The sequence below is a fragment of the Halorubrum persicum genome, from assembly GCF_002727125.1.
In the GTDB taxonomy this organism is placed as follows: domain Archaea; phylum Halobacteriota; class Halobacteria; order Halobacteriales; family Haloferacaceae; genus Halorubrum; species Halorubrum persicum.
Genome location: NZ_NHOA01000009.1, coordinates 1 through 13983 on the forward strand (window position 1 = coordinate 1; position 13983 = coordinate 13983).

The following is a 13983-nucleotide window of genomic DNA, read 5'->3' on the forward strand; positions in this document are numbered from 1 at the left end:
CGGCGTCGAGGTCGAAGACGAGGTCGGCGGAGCGCCACCCCTTCTGCGACATCGTCGACGCACCGGGATCGTCGTAGCGGGCGGCCGAGAAGTACGCGTGCCGGGGCGCGTTGTCCGCGAAGAACGTGTCCACGTCGCCCAGGTCGTACAGCGACTGGTGACGGAGCATCGTCGTTCCCGACCCGCGAGTCCACGGGATGTGGCCCCACTCGCGGAGGTTCGCGTCCGGCGGGAGCGCCGGCGAGGCCCGGCGGTAGTAGTCGCCGAACCGGCCCTTGAGGTACTCGCGCGTCCGGTCGTCCATCGTCTCACCTCGTACCCGCGGTCGACGTATCAACGTATCGTTCGCGGGCGACCGACGAGGCCGGGGCCTCGGACGTTCGGCGTCGACCCGTCGAACCCGCTTCCGACCGGACGGAACCGATCGGAACCGCGTCGAGATCTCACGAAGGGCTCGCCCTCGGCCACAACACTATGCCGGCAGGGAGCGTACCCGAGCCCATGCGTTCCGAAGACGAGGTTCGCGAGCAGTACGAGTTCCTCCGCGAGCAGTTGGACGACGAGGAGATGAACCACCGCGGCGTCGAGGAGCTGTTCGCCCACTACAAGCGCGCGCTCGGCTGGGTGTTAGAAGAAGAACACATGTAGCGCGCGCTCGTTAGGTTTATCAGTCGGTACCCTGTACGTTCAGGTGACGCTTCGTCTGGAGGGCCGAAGCGTCAGCGGGGACCAATCGGCAGGCCTGACGCGGCTTTTTTCCGCGTCGGGCGTGCCTCTTTCCGACGATAACACCGACGAGCCGCAGCGCCGTCGGCGACGACCGTGACCGTCTCAGAACCCGAACACATAACGGAGTAGAAACGAGTGTGTGACGGCTCAGGGGCGCAATGTCGAGATGACGGTTGCTCCGCTGACAGAACGGATCCCGTGAAATCCGTCGACTACACGGGGTGACGGAGAGATAGGCGCTCCATATAACGGTATATTTATTTATTCACGATAGGTATGTGTAGATCGTTGTATGTACGACCTCACAGGTTTCCAGCGTGACCTGCTCTACGTGATCGCCGGCTTGGACGAGCCCCACGGACTCGCCATCAAGGAAGAGCTCGAGGACTACTACGAGAAGGAGATCCACCACGGTCGGCTCTATCCCAACCTCGATACGCTCGTCGAGAAGGGGCTCGTCGAAAAGGGCCAACGCGACCGGCGCACGAACTACTACACGCTGACCCGCCGCGGCCGCCGCGAGATCGACGCGCGGACCGAGTGGGAGGCGCAGTACGTCGACCACTGATCGACCGACCCCACGGGGATCCGGCGGTCGACAACGGCTCGTCTCGCGCCTTCGCCGGCCCTCCGTGTCTCTCGTTCGTCCGCCCGTCTTCGATCTGCCGACACGTCCGGTCGCTCGGCCGCTCCCCGCTGATCTTTTGACCGGGACCGGACGCTTTCCGCCCGGAGTTGGACGTTTCTCCAACGTCGGCCGTATCGCCTTTCCTTTATTCGCTCCGAGGGCCACACGTCGGCATGGATCGCGACACCGCAGCGCCCGACGTGACCGACCTCCCGGGCGACCGCGCGCGGGAATGGGTGGAGTACCACCACGAGTCGGCCGCGCCGAGCACGTACGTCTACGAGTTCGTCTGGGACCGCACCGCGCCCGCCGAGGGCCCGTTCTGTACCGACGTCGACGGCAACGTTCTCATGGACTTCACCAGTCACGTCGCCGCCGCGCCCCTCGGCTACAACAACCCGCTGATCATGGAGCCGCTCGCCGAGTTCGACCTCGTCGACCCGCTGAAGATCGCGGGACAGGACTTCTACGTCGCCGGCGGCGAGTCGCCGGGCGACGGGGTCCCGGGCGCGTCCGGACTGATGGAGCGGCTCACGGAGGTCACCGCACACTACGATATGGACACCGTCTTCCTCTCGAACTCGGGGGCGGAGGCGGTCGAGAACGCGATCAAGATCGCGTACGACGAGTCGGGCGGCGCGAAACACGCGATCACCTTCGACGGGGCGTTCCACGGGCGGACGCTGGGCGCGCTCTCGCTCAATCGGTCCAAATCCGTGTACCGCCGCGATTTCCCGGAGATAAGCGGCGTGCACGACGTGCCGTTCTGCGACGACCGCACCTGCACCGCCGAGACCTGCTCGTGCGGCTTCTTCGCCGACGGGGTCTCGCAGCTCCGGCGGAAGCTCGACCCCGAACGTGGGCACGTCGACCCCGACGACGTGGCGTACCTGATCATGGAGCCGATACAGGGAGAGGGGGGGTACCGGTTCCCCTCGGAGGCGTTCACCGACGAGATCGCCGCGCTGGCCGACGAACACGACATCACCCTGATCGCCGACGAGATCCAGTCGGGCGTCGGTCGCACCGGCGAACGGTGGGGGTCGGACCACTACGCGCTCGAACCCGACGTGATCACCAGCGCCAAGGGGCTTCGCGTCGGCGCGACGATCTCCCGGTCGGACGTGTTCCCGGACGAGAAGAGTCGGCTCTCGTCGACGTGGGGGGCGGGAGACATCATCGCGTCGGCGCAGGGCGCGCTCACGCTCGACGCGATCCGCGAACACGACCTGATGGACAACGCCACCGTCCGGGGGCGGCAGTTCAAGGAGACGATGCGCGACGCCGACCTCCCCGGCGTCGACGACGTGCGCGGGAAGGGGCTGCTGCTCGCGCTCCAGTTCGACTCGAAGGAGCGCCGGGACGCGGTCCTGAAGCGCGCGTTCTCGCGGGGGCTGCTCACGCTGGCGTGCGGCTACGACGTGCTCCGGGTCCTTCCGCCGCTCGACGTGACCGAACGCGAGATCGCGCTCGGCTGCGACCTCCTCACCGCGGCGATCGAGGGCGCCGCGTAGCCGCGGGGCCGTCGGCCTACCGGTCCGCGTACCACTCCGCGAACTTCTCTAACGCGCGCCCGCGGTGTGACACCGCGTTCTTCCGGTCGGTGTCCATCTCGGCGAACGTCTCGCCGTCGTGTTCGAAGATCGGGTCGTAGCCGAATCCGCCCTCCCCGCGCGGCGCGACGATCCGACCGGGGACGTACCCCTCGAAGAGCTTGACCGGGAGCGGGTCGGTCGGCGCATTTCCGTCCGGCTCGGTCCCGCCTCCGCTCGGCCCCGCCGCCGCGGCCGCGTCCCGGTCGCCGCGGTCGACCGGATCCGGGGTCGCGGCGAACCCCCCGCCGTCGCAGTAGCCGAGCACGCAGCGGAACGCGGCCCGGCGGTCGTCGAGGTCGGCGGCGATGTCGTGGACGCGCTCGATCCCCAGCGTCTCCTCGACGTACGAGGAGTACGGGCCGGGGAAGCCGTCGAGCCCCTCGACGAACAGCCCCGCGTCGTCGACGAGGACCGGCTCGCCGAGGTGGCGGTACGCCTCGCGGGCGCCGCGCGCGGCGATCGGCCCCAGCTCCGCGGCCTGGATCTCCGGGTAGTCGAAGTCGAGCCGCTCCACCGAACCGTCCCGGAGGTAGCGCTCCGCCTCGCGCACCTTCCCGGGATTCGTCGTCACGTATCTGAGCACGGGTGGGGATGCGGGCGGCCGGAACGAATAGCCGTCGGTCGCGGGCGAGCGCGGACCCGCCGGCGCGGCCGTCGAACTGCGGCAGTACGTTTTTGTTGATTCACCGGGCTTTGTGCGACATGGCCCTCCCGACGTTCGAGAAGAAGCGGCTGATCGGACTCATCGCGATCCTCTCGTTCGGGGTCACGGCGCTGTTCGCCGTGCTCCTCCCCGAGATACTGGGACCGTTGATCCCCGCCACGTTCATCCTCGGGTTCTTCATCCTCATCCCGCTGGTGGTGCTTCTGGGGGACGACTTCCCGCTCGTCGGCGCCGAGGTGCCGGCCGAGCAGTCGATCTCGGCCGCCGAGGATGACCCGCTGGCGACGCTCCGCGAGCGGTACGCGACCGGCGAGATCGGCGAGGAGGAGTTCGAACGGAAACTCGACCGGCTACTGGAGACCGAAGAGTTGGCGGGGCGCGTCGAAGACGGTCCCAACCGCGAGCGAGAGCGAGAGCGCGACATCGAGTTCGAGTAGTCGGTGATCGGTGCCCGGGGACGCGCGGCCTCCGGAACCGCTCCGAACGGACACCCTCTTACGCTCCGACCGTCAGGAACGGACGGACATGCTGATCGCCGGAACCGTCATCGCCGATCCCGAGACCGTGATCCCCGACGGCGCCGTCGTCGTCGAGGGGGAGACGATCGCCGCGGTCGGCGAGGCCGAACCCCTCCGCGAGGCGTACCCCGACCACGAGCGACGCGACCTCGACATCGTGGCGCCCGGACTGATCGGCGGCCACGTGCACTCCGTGCAGTCGCTCGGCCGCGGGATCGCCGACGACGCCGCGCTGCTCGACTGGCTGTTCGACGCCGTGCTCCCGATGGAGGCCGCGATGGACGCCGACGCGACACGCGCCGCCGCCGAACTGGGCTACCTGGAGTGTCTGGAGTCGGGGACGACGACCGTCGTCGACCACCTCTCCGTCAACCACGCCGCGGAGGCGTTCGAGGCGGCGATCGAGACGGGGATCCGCGCGCGGCTCGGGAAGGTGCTGATGGACAAGGAGTCGCCGGACGGCCTGATCGAAGACACCGACGCCGCGCTCGCGGAGAGCGAGTCGCTGATCCGCAAGTACCACGACGCCGCCGACGGTCGGGTGCGCTACGCGGTCACGCCGCGGTTCGCCGTCTCCTGTACGGAGGAGTGCCTGCGCGGCTGTCGCGACCTCGCGGACCGCCACGACGGCGTGACGATCCACACGCACGCGAGCGAGAACGAGGACGAGATCGCCGCCGTCGAGAAGGAGACGGGAATGCGAAACGTCCTCTGGCTCGACGAGGTCGGGCTCACCGGCCCGGACGTGACGCTCGCGCACTGCGTCCACACCGACGAGGCCGAGCGCGAGGTCCTCGCCGACACCGACACGGTCGTCACCCACTGCCCCTCCTCGAACATGAAGCTCGCCTCGGGGATCGCCCCGGTGCAGGACTACCTCGACCGCGGGGTCACGGTCGCGATCGGCAACGACGGGCCGCCCTGCAACAACACGCTCGACCCCTTCACCGAGATGCGGCAGGCGAGCCTCCTCGGGAAGGTCGACGCCCGCGACCCGACCCGGCTTCCGGCCCCGACGGTGCTGGAGATGGCGACGGCGAGCGGCGCGCGCGCCGCCGGCTTCGACCGTCTCGGCGCGCTGCGCGAGGGACAGCGCGCGGACGTGATCGGGATCACCACCGACCGCACCCGCGCCACCCCGCTCCACGACCCGCTCTCGCACCTGGTGTACGCCGCCCACGGCGACGACGTGGTGTTCACCATGGTCGACGGGCGAGTCCGGTACGACGACGGCGAGCACGTCGGGATCGACGCCGACGCGGTTCGCGAACGCGCCACCCGCCACGCGACACGCGTCGTCGAGGAGGCCGGCATCGAGACGACCGAACTGTAACCCCGCCGACGGGGTCGGCGGGGGTGAGAGCACCGGCCTCCCCGAGACGCTCACGGAGCGCCATCTCTGCCGCCGGACCGACGCGTCGAACATATTCGGGGGAAAGAACGCGGGGACGCGGGCCGAGTCCGACGTATGGATCGACCACGGCTCACGACGCTTCTGGTCTGGTCAGTCGTGGGGACGTATCTGCTCGTCGCGCTCGGGGCGACTGCCGCCGCGGACGCCGGTGCCGCGGTCGCCGCGATCCACCAGGTCGCCGCGGTCGCCGTCGGCGCGCTCCTCGCCGTCACGGCGCTCGTCGCCCAGCGGACGGCGGCCGCTCGCGGAATCCGCGTCGGAACGATCGCCGTCCTGATCGCCTACGCGGGACAGGCGGGCGTCGGGCTCGCGGGGCAGACCGGCGTCGCCCCGTTCGACGGCGGCCTCCACCTGTTGGGCGGGGTCGCGGTGTTCGCCGTGCTCCTCGTCACGCTCGTGCTCAGGGTCGAGGCGACCGCGACCGTCTCGAGCGCCGACGGGTCTCTGGGCGGCTCGGCCGGTCGGGCGTCGTCGAACGAACCTGACGGGACCGCCGACCCCTCGGCGCCCGGCGGCGGCGGGCTCTCGTTTCGGGACCGGGGGCGGGCGTATCTCGAACTGACAAAACCCCGGCTGATGTGGCTGTTGTGCCTGCTCGCGCTGGCCGGGATGGGATTGGCCGCCGTGGGCGGCGCAACGCTCGACGGCGTAACCGTCGTCGCGACCCTGGGCGGCGGCGTCCTCGCGACCGGGGCGTCCGGGGCGTTCAACCACATCTACGAGCGCGACCGCGACCGGAAGATGCGGCGGACCGCGGACCGACCGATCGCGACCGATCGAGTCGGCGTCCGGCGCGCGGTCGGCTTCGCCGTCGCGCTGGTCCTCGCCTCGATGGCGGTCATGCTCGCCCTCGTCAACGCGCTCGCGGCCGCGCTCACCGCGGCGGCGATCGTCTACTACGCGTACGTCTACACGGTGCTGTTGAAGCCGACCACCAAGTGGAACACCGTGATCGGCGGGGGGTCGGGCGCCCTGCCCGCCCTGATCGGGTACGCCGCGGTGACCGGGACCGTCCGCCTCCCGGCCGTCCTGCTCGCGGCCGTCGTCTGCTGTTGGACGCCGGCGCACTTCTACAACCTCGCGATCGCTCACCGCGAGGACTACGCGCGGGCCGACTACCCGATGCTCCCGGTCGTCGCGGGCGTCGGGACCGCGCGGCGACGGATACTCGCGTGGCTCGGCGTCACCCTGATCGCCGCGGTCCTGCTCGGGAGCGTCACCGGGCTCGGCGTCCTCTACGCCGTCACCACCACGGCGCTCGGGGCGCTGTTCGTGCGAAGCGTGGTCCGCCAGTACGACGTCGACCAGCGGGACGCCGGGGAGGAGCGGGCCGCCGCGTATCGGAGCTTCCACGCCTCGAACGCCTATCTCGGGGCCGTCCTCGCGGCGATCCTCGTGGAGACGTTCGCGATGTGAGCCGGGCCGGCGCGGCGGACCGCCGCGGCGCTCGCCTCGTCCGAAGCGGGTCGTCGCCGATCCGGTTCAACACCGCCGGGCGAACATGTGCGTGATAACGCTCACCATGCGTATCTGTGTATCGGACCGTGTGAGCGACCGATGAGCAACCGTACGAGATCCGACGGTGACGACGTTCCAGCGATGCAACGCCTCTATAATCGCATCTGGCTGTTGGCCGCGGCGGCGATCGTGTTCTTTCTCGTGGCCTACGTCGGGTGGGGACTGCTCGATCTCCTGTCGCTCCCAGTGAGGTGACCGAGAGATGAGCAACCCACTCGACGACCCCGACGACGACTGGTGGAACACGCCGGTGCACCGCCGCGAGAGCATCTGGCTGGGGCTCGCGGGCGCGTGGTCGCTCGGCATCTTCACGTGGATGGCGGGGTTCACGCAGTTCGGCGACCAGAACCCGATCGGCACGACGTACGAGGTCGACCCCGACCAGTATCAGGAGCGCGTCGGCGAGTACAAGGAGGCCGCCGAGGAGACGGACGACGGCCTGATCCCGCCCGGCGACGACGTGTACGTCGGCGCGATGCGGTTCAACTGGGACGGGCTCCCGGCCGTCCTCGAGGCGGGACGCGAGTACGACATCCACCTCGGCGCCTACGACGTGCAGCACGGCTTCTCGGTCAGGCCGGAAGAGAACCTGAACAAGCAGATCAACCTTCAGGTGTTCCCGGGCTCCGAGTGGGTGATCCCGATGACCTTCGACGAGCCGGGCACCTACCACGTCGTCTGTAACGAGTTCTGCGGCCAGGGCCATCGGACGATGCACGGTCGCTTCACGGTGGTGGAGGGGTAGCATGTCGGCGATCGCCTCCCTCTTCCGGAACGACTACGGGTCGGACGGCTTCCGAACCTGTTCGGTGACCGGACTCGACATCCACCGATCCGTGGAGAACTACGTGAAGCTGTTCGGACTGACCGCGGTGATCGCGCTCGCGGTCGGCGGGAGCTTCGCGTTCTCCGTCGCGATGACGCGTTGGGAGTTCGTCGGCCTCCTCGACCCGAGCAGCTACTACACGCATCTGAGCATACACGCGTGGAACCTGCTCATCTTCTGGATGGTGTTCATGGAGATCGCCGTCCTCTACGTCGGCGGTCCGATGGTGCTCGGCCGGAAGCTCCCGCTCCGTCGGCTCGCGACCCTCGGTTGGGTCACGATGGTGGCCGGGGCGATCGGCGTGAACGCGTCCATCTGGCTGGCCGAAGCGCCCAACGAGGCGCCGCTGTTGACGGCGTACGTCCCGCTTCCCGTCACGCCGTGGTTCTACGGCACGGCGATCCTCTTCCTGCTGGGGGCCACGATCGCGGCGGTCCCGTTCTTCGCGACGATCTGGACGGCGACCCGCGACAGCAGCAGAACCCTCCCGCTCGTCGCCTTCGGCGCGTTCGTCACCGGGATCATCGCCGTGGAGGCGATCCTCGGCGGGATCGCCGCGTTCGCGTACGCGCTCGCCTGGCGGATCGACCTCATCGCCTCGGTGGACCCGGGGATCTATCGGCAGCTCTACTGGATCGTCGGCCACGGGACACAGCAGATCAACCTGCTCGCGATGATCACGGTGTGGTACTTCCTGACGCACGTGGTGGGCGGCGCGGTGGTGATCTCCGAGAAGGTCTCGCGGACCGCCTTCATCCTCTACCTCTTCTTCATCAACCTCGGGGCGGCCCACCACCTGCTCGTCGACCCCGGTATGTCCGCGGGGTGGCGCATCTGGAACACCTCCTACGCCTTCTACGGGGCGGCCTTCGCGAGCATGATCCACGCGTTCGCGATCCCGGCGGGCATCGAGGCCGGTCGGCGGCGGCGGGGACAGGGCGGCGGGCTCTTCGGCTGGCTCACCTCCGCGCCGTGGCGAAACCCCGTCTTCGCCTCGACGATCTTCAGCATCATCCTCTTCGGGTTCCTCGGCGGGATCACCGGCGTCGTGATGGGGCAGGTGCAGGTGAACATGACCTGGCACAACACCCTCGCGACGGTCGGTCACTTCCACGCGACCGTCGCGCTCGGGACGACGCTCGCGTTCTTCGGGCTCGTCCTCTTCGTCATCAAGACGATGTTCCGCCGTGACTACGTCTCGGACACGCTGGCGAGCGCGATCCCGTACGCCTACGGGGCCGCGATGAGCGTCGCCACGCTGATGTTGATGTACGCCGGGATCCTCTACGGCGTGCCGCGCCGGACCGCCGAGGCCGTCAGGAACATCCCCGGCTCGGAGTTCAGCTTCTCGGCCGCGATCCCGATATTCATGATCTTCGGGGTCTTCGCGCTCCTGGCCATCCTCTCCGGCGTCCTGTTCGTCGGCGTCTCGGTCGGCTCGCTGCTGTTCGGCGGTCGGCTCCCCGCCGGCGACGACGGCGGGATGTTGCCCGAGGGCGGGCTCCACGCCGACGGCGGAGAGCCGATCCACGCGGTCGAACTCCGCGGGACCTTCGCGCTCTGTCTGATCTTCCTCGGCGTCTTCGCCGCCGTCTACGTGTTGAACTGGTACCTCCTGACCCAGCTGTGGGCGATCGGCGCGTAGGCGCCGACCGTCCGGACCACCGTCTGCTCTCACGCCCGAACGACCGACCCGATCGCCGCCCGACCGACAACGAGACATCCCACGAATGACCGACGCTTCCCGACCGACGACCCGGACGCGACTCGGCGGTATCGTACGCCAGGCGTGGCGCGACTTCCTGAGCGTGTACTACGCGAACACGCCCGTCTGGCGCTGGCTCAAGAGCGGCGCGCTCGTCTTCCTCGGGTTCTTCCTGTGGATGGGCGGGAACGTCCTGACGGCGTACTGGACCGAGGCGATCGCGCTCCGGTACGCGATCGCGTACGGCTTCGTCCTGATCGGGTGGGGGCCGCTCACGCACCTGCTCGTCGTGCCGGCGGTGATCCGACTGCGCCGCACCGCGGAGAACCCCACCGTCAGGCGGATCGCCCGCAACGGGTCGACGATCAACTTCACGACGTTCCTCGTGATCGTCGCGCTCGTGGGAACCCTCGCGCCGGGCGTGATGCTGCTCGACTTCTCGTCCGGCTTCGGCGCCGACGGCGGCGACGTGACGGCGGACCTCGTCTGCGAGACGGGCGGCGACCCGATCACCTGCGAACTCGAGACCGCCGAGGGGGTCGACCACGTGGTGCTCCTCTCGGGGGGCGAGGAGATCGACCGCAGCGGCGAGCCGCCGTACGCGGTCTCGGCGCCCCGCGAGTCGCTCTCCGACGGCCCCTCCGGGGCGCAGTTCGTGGTCGAGCTCCGGGGCCTGAACGGCGAGACCCTCCGTCGGTTCGTTCGGACGGTCTGAGGGGGCGTCGGACTGCCCACCGCTCCGGTGGTGCGGGGCCGACCCCTCGCGTCTCACTCCCGGAGCACCGACCGCGTCGAGTTCGTCACGACGATCCCGCTGCTGGCGGCCATCGCCAGGGCGGCGAAGAAGGGGTTGAGCGCTCCCGCGACCGCGAGCGGGATCGCCACCGCGTTGTAACACAGCGCCCACGCCACGTTCTCTCGGATGCGCCGCCGCGTCCCCGCCGCGAGGTCGAACACGGTCTCGACCGCCCGGAGGTCCTCACCGGCGATCACGACATCCGCGGCCTCGACGGCGCGAGCCGTCCCGTCGCCCATCGCGATGCCGAGGTCGGCCGCCGCGAGCGCCGGCGCGTCGTTGGTGCCGTCGCCCACCATCACGGTGGGCCCGGCGGCGGCGAACCCGCGGATCGCCTCGAGCTTCCCGTCCGGCGGCACGCCGGCGAAGACCTCGTCCACCGCGGGGTGGTGCCGGAACCGGTCGGCCCGCGGGCCTTCGTCGCCGGTCAGGACTGCCACCTCCCGGTCGGCGAACGCTTCGAGGGCCGCCGTCCAGCCGGCTCGGTCGCGGTCCTCGACGGCGATCACGCCGCGGGCGGCGCCGTTCCATCCCACCACGACCGGCAGGGCGCCCCGATCGGCGACGGTATCGACGCGCTCCCGCAGATCCTCGGGGAGCGGATCGCACTCGCGTTCGACGAGATCGGCGGTCCCGACGACGACGCGCGAACCGGGGGGCCGGGAATCGGACTCCCCGCCGTCGCCGGCGGCGAGCGTCCCGGAGATGCCGGCGCCGGGATGGCGGGTGAACGACTCCACCCGCGTCTCTCGTGGGCGATCGTCGATCGGAGGGCGATCGTCGGTCGGTGGGCGGTCGTCTGTCACCACCTGATCGCCCGCCGCAGCCTCCCGGATCGCGTCCGCGACGGGGTGGTCGGCGCGGCGTTCGACCGCGGCGGCGCGCCGAAGCGTCCGGTCGTCGCCGTACGTGGCGCTGACGCGCATCTCCCCCGCGGTGAGCGTCCCGGTCTTGTCGAACACGACCGTCTCGGCGTCCCGAGCCACCTCGAACACCGAGGCGTCCGTGACGACAACGCCGCGATCGAGCGCGTCGCGGAGCCCGCCGGAGACGGCGAGCGGGGTCGCGAGCCCCATCGCGCACGGACAGGAGACAACGAGGACGGTCAGTCCGGCGAGCATCGCGCCGGCGATCGGTCCGCCGGTCACGAGCCGCCAGCCGGCGACGAGCAGCCCGATCGTCAACACGACCGGCACGAACACCGTGGCGAGCGCGTCGACGAACCGCTGGATACCGGGGGTCGCGGTCTGGACCTCCCAGAGGGCGGCGGCGAGGCGGTCCGCGGTGCTCTCGGCGTCCTCCCCGACCGCCATCACGATCGCGCCGGCCGACTCGTCCGCTCCGCCGTCGGCCGCCCGGACATCGCCGAGGAGCGTCGCGCCGCCGATGACGGTCTCGCCGGGCTCCTTTCGCACCGGCAGCGACTCGCCGGTGAGCACGGACTCGTCGACGTCGGCGGTCCCCTCGATCACGGTGCCGTCGATCGGCACGCGTTCGCCGGGCGTGACCCGGACTCGGTCGCCCGGCTCGAGGTCCGCGATCGGGACGGTTTCGGCGCCGGCGTCGGTCACGCGCGTCGCCGACTCGACGCGAGCGGCCGTGGCGGTTTCGAGGAGGTCGTTCGCCCGCGCGCGGACTCGGCCCTCGTAGTACCGCCCGAGCGAGACGACCATCACGACCGCGACCGTGACGTCGTAGTACAGGTGCGTGCTGCCGGTCGCGAGCGCGAGGGTGCTGTACGCGTACGCGGACAGCGCGGCCACCGCGACGAGCAGGTCCATGTTCGGCCGACGCGCCCGGACGCTCACGTACGCGCCGCGGAGGAGCGGCGCCCCCGTGTACGCCAGCAGGACGGTCGTCAGGAGGGCGATGAACGCCAGCGGCAGATACCGCCCCGCGGCGGTGGTCGTGTCGATCGCGAGGACGTTGGTCTCGACGCCGAGGTAGCTCGGGTACAGCGACAGGACGTACCACGGCATGATCAACACCGCGAGGAAGCCGCCGACCGCGAGCCGCTCGACCGTTCGGTCTGCCGGGCTCGCCTCACCCTGGCCGGCGTCTGTACCCGCATCGCGACCGCTCTCCGTCGCCGACCCGTCCCGAAACCGGAGCGTGTAGCCGTATCCGGAGAGCGCCGTCGGGAGCGCCGCGCGCGCGATCTCCTCCGGATCGTAGACGACCCGAGCGGTCTCGGTCCCGTAGTTGGCATCGACCGCGTGCACGCCCGCCCGATCGTCGCCGCGCAGGTCGAGGAACGCCTCGCAGGTGGTACAGTGCATCCCGTCGACCGCCAGATAGGCCTCGGCCGCGTCCGACGGGGGCGCCGACTCGGGCGCCGCGTGGTCGTCTCCGGCCGGCGCACGGTCTTCTCCGGCCACCGCTCCTTCGGTCCGGCTCCCCTCCGTCTCGTCGTCGTTCGCCGCGTCGCCGCCGTCCGCCTCGTCGAGTCGGCGAGCCACCTCCAGACAGCCGCGACAGCAGAACTCGCCGTCGACGCCGGGCGTCGTGACGGGCGGGTCCGGGGTCGGGAGATCACAGAGCCGACAGTCGGCCATCAGTCGTGATCGGTCGGCCACCCACGAGACCCTATTCGCGAACGTGTTCGGGCCTTCGCCGACGATCGGCGACGCGGCCGGGTGGGGATCGGTCGGCGCCGCGACCCGTCGGGCCCGGAAGCGGCGGGCCCCGTTCCGTGCTGAGACGGGTATAAGCCCGCCTCCCGAATAGTTCGGCTGGTCGCGTCAGCGGGCGGGAACGTCCGGTGTCACCTTCCAATCTCGGACCCCACGTGAGATCGTCCGACGATGGTTGAACACGCCCTCGACCGACGACGCGTCACGCTCACGACCCGGCGGTCGGGGAGGGGACGCCCGCTCCCGCGACCGCGGTCCGAACCAGCGCCGGCTGCCGGCGGAGGAGACCGATGACACAGGCACGCCTCGTCGTCGAGCTTCCGGACGGCCCGTGGGCGGCCGACGTGTCCCGCGAGTTCCCGGAGGCGACGTTTCGGGTGATCGCGGGGCTCCCCGGGGACGGCCCGGGGTTCGCGCTCGTGTGGATAACCGCCCCGGAGGTCGAAGCGGTGCTCGAGGCGATGGAGTCGCACCCGTCCGTCACCGAGACCTCGGTCGTGGGGCGGGCCGACCGTGAGGTTACGGTGCAGTTCGAAACCTCGGCGCCGCTGCTGCTCCTCGCGGCGAAGCGATCCGGCGTCCCCTTCGAGATGCCCGTCGAGATCAGCGACGGCGACGCGATCATCGACGTCACCGGCGCCCACGACCGGATCTCGGAGCTGGGCCGGCAGTTCGACGACCTCGGCCTGGAGTTCCGCGTCAAGCACGTCCAGGAGCGGCTGCAGGCGAGCCAGCTCCTGACCGAGACCGAACAGGAGCTGCTCCTCAGCGCGATCGAGGAGGGGTACTACGACACGCCGCGAACCTGCTCGCTCACCGACCTGGCCGACTGCGCCGGATTCGCGAAGTCCACCTGCAGCGAGGCGCTCCACCGCGCGGAAGAGGTCGCCGTCAAGCGGTTCGCCGAGGACCTTCCGCCGCAGGCCGACGCCGACGAAGCGACCGAGTGACGCCCGC

Annotated in this window: 13 protein-coding genes and 1 pseudogene; 11 read left to right on the top strand and 3 right to left on the bottom strand. The window is 70.2% G+C overall.

Features of this window, described 5'->3' with window-relative positions; all coding sequences use genetic code 11:
- Positions 1 to 304, bottom strand: a pseudogene (locus DJ69_RS01410) (DNA primase catalytic subunit PriS); the annotation flags it as partial.
- A 197-nt stretch (positions 305 to 501) separates the two neighbouring features.
- On the opposite strand from DJ69_RS01410, the gene DJ69_RS18145 reads away from it, so the two are divergent.
- The 3 genes from DJ69_RS18145 to DJ69_RS01420 all read left to right on the top strand — a co-directional run bounded on the left by DJ69_RS18145 (position 502) and on the right by DJ69_RS01420 (position 2871).
- Positions 502 to 648 (top strand): hypothetical protein, encoded by a 147-nt coding sequence (locus DJ69_RS18145; protein ID WP_180271692.1) that lies wholly within the window; start codon positions 502 to 504, stop codon positions 646 to 648.
- A 373-nt stretch (positions 649 to 1021) separates the two neighbouring features.
- Positions 1022 to 1297 carry a PadR family transcriptional regulator gene (locus DJ69_RS01415; protein WP_004046948.1) on the top strand — a complete coding sequence of 92 codons (276 nt, stop codon included), beginning with the start codon at positions 1022 to 1024 and terminating at the stop codon, positions 1295 to 1297.
- Between the two features lie 233 nt (positions 1298 to 1530).
- The gene (locus DJ69_RS01420; protein ID WP_099253967.1) at positions 1531 to 2871 is read left to right on the top strand and encodes an aminotransferase class III-fold pyridoxal phosphate-dependent enzyme; all 1341 of its coding nucleotides are present in this window, start codon (positions 1531 to 1533) and stop codon (positions 2869 to 2871) included.
- Positions 2872 to 2887: 16 nt separating this feature from the next.
- Here the strand turns inward: DJ69_RS01420 and DJ69_RS01425 are convergent, their stop codons facing one another.
- Positions 2888 to 3535, bottom strand: a complete 648-nt coding sequence (locus tag DJ69_RS01425) for a non-canonical purine NTP pyrophosphatase (RefSeq protein WP_099253968.1) — start codon at positions 3533 to 3535, stop codon at positions 2888 to 2890.
- 119 nt (positions 3536 to 3654) lie between these two features.
- Here DJ69_RS01425 and DJ69_RS01430 point away from each other — a divergent pair, with 119 nt between their 5' ends.
- The 7 genes from DJ69_RS01430 (at position 3655) to DJ69_RS01455 (ending at position 10312) form a co-directional block, all read left to right on the top strand.
- Positions 3655 to 4053, top strand: coding sequence for an SHOCT domain-containing protein (locus DJ69_RS01430; RefSeq protein WP_099253969.1), 399 nt, complete (start codon positions 3655 to 3657; stop codon positions 4051 to 4053).
- Positions 4054 to 4141: 88 nt separating this feature from the next.
- A complete protein-coding gene (locus DJ69_RS01435; RefSeq protein ID WP_099253970.1) occupies positions 4142 to 5467 on the top strand; it encodes a 5'-deoxyadenosine deaminase in 1326 nt (441 codons plus the stop codon).
- 135 nt (positions 5468 to 5602) lie between these two features.
- Positions 5603 to 6964, top strand: coding sequence for a heme o synthase (locus DJ69_RS01440; RefSeq protein ID WP_099253971.1), 1362 nt, complete (start codon positions 5603 to 5605; stop codon positions 6962 to 6964).
- A 141-nt stretch (positions 6965 to 7105) separates the two neighbouring features.
- On the top strand, positions 7106 to 7261 hold the full coding sequence (locus DJ69_RS18150; RefSeq protein ID WP_180271691.1) for a hypothetical protein: 156 nt from the start codon (positions 7106 to 7108) through the stop codon (positions 7259 to 7261).
- A 7-nt stretch (positions 7262 to 7268) separates the two neighbouring features.
- Positions 7269 to 7811 carry a cupredoxin domain-containing protein gene (locus tag DJ69_RS01445; RefSeq protein WP_099253972.1) on the top strand — a complete coding sequence of 181 codons (543 nt, stop codon included), beginning with the start codon at positions 7269 to 7271 and terminating at the stop codon, positions 7809 to 7811.
- A gap of 1 nt (position 7812) precedes the next feature.
- Positions 7813 to 9537, top strand: coding sequence for a cytochrome c oxidase subunit I (locus DJ69_RS01450; RefSeq protein WP_099253973.1), 1725 nt, complete (start codon positions 7813 to 7815; stop codon positions 9535 to 9537).
- An 85-nt stretch (positions 9538 to 9622) separates the two neighbouring features.
- On the top strand, positions 9623 to 10312 hold the full coding sequence (locus DJ69_RS01455; RefSeq protein ID WP_099253974.1) for a hypothetical protein: 690 nt from the start codon (positions 9623 to 9625) through the stop codon (positions 10310 to 10312).
- Positions 10313 to 10365: 53 nt separating this feature from the next.
- On the opposite strand, the gene DJ69_RS01460 is transcribed toward DJ69_RS01455, so the two are convergent.
- The gene (locus DJ69_RS01460) at positions 10366 to 12948 is read right to left on the bottom strand and encodes a heavy metal translocating P-type ATPase (protein WP_099253975.1); all 2583 of its coding nucleotides are present in this window, start codon (positions 12946 to 12948) and stop codon (positions 10366 to 10368) included.
- A gap of 368 nt (positions 12949 to 13316) precedes the next feature.
- On the opposite strand from DJ69_RS01460, the gene DJ69_RS01465 reads away from it, so the two are divergent.
- Positions 13317 to 13976, top strand: a complete 660-nt coding sequence (locus DJ69_RS01465; RefSeq protein WP_099253976.1) for a helix-turn-helix domain-containing protein — start codon at positions 13317 to 13319, stop codon at positions 13974 to 13976.
- The last annotated feature ends 7 nt before the right edge of the window (positions 13977 to 13983 follow it).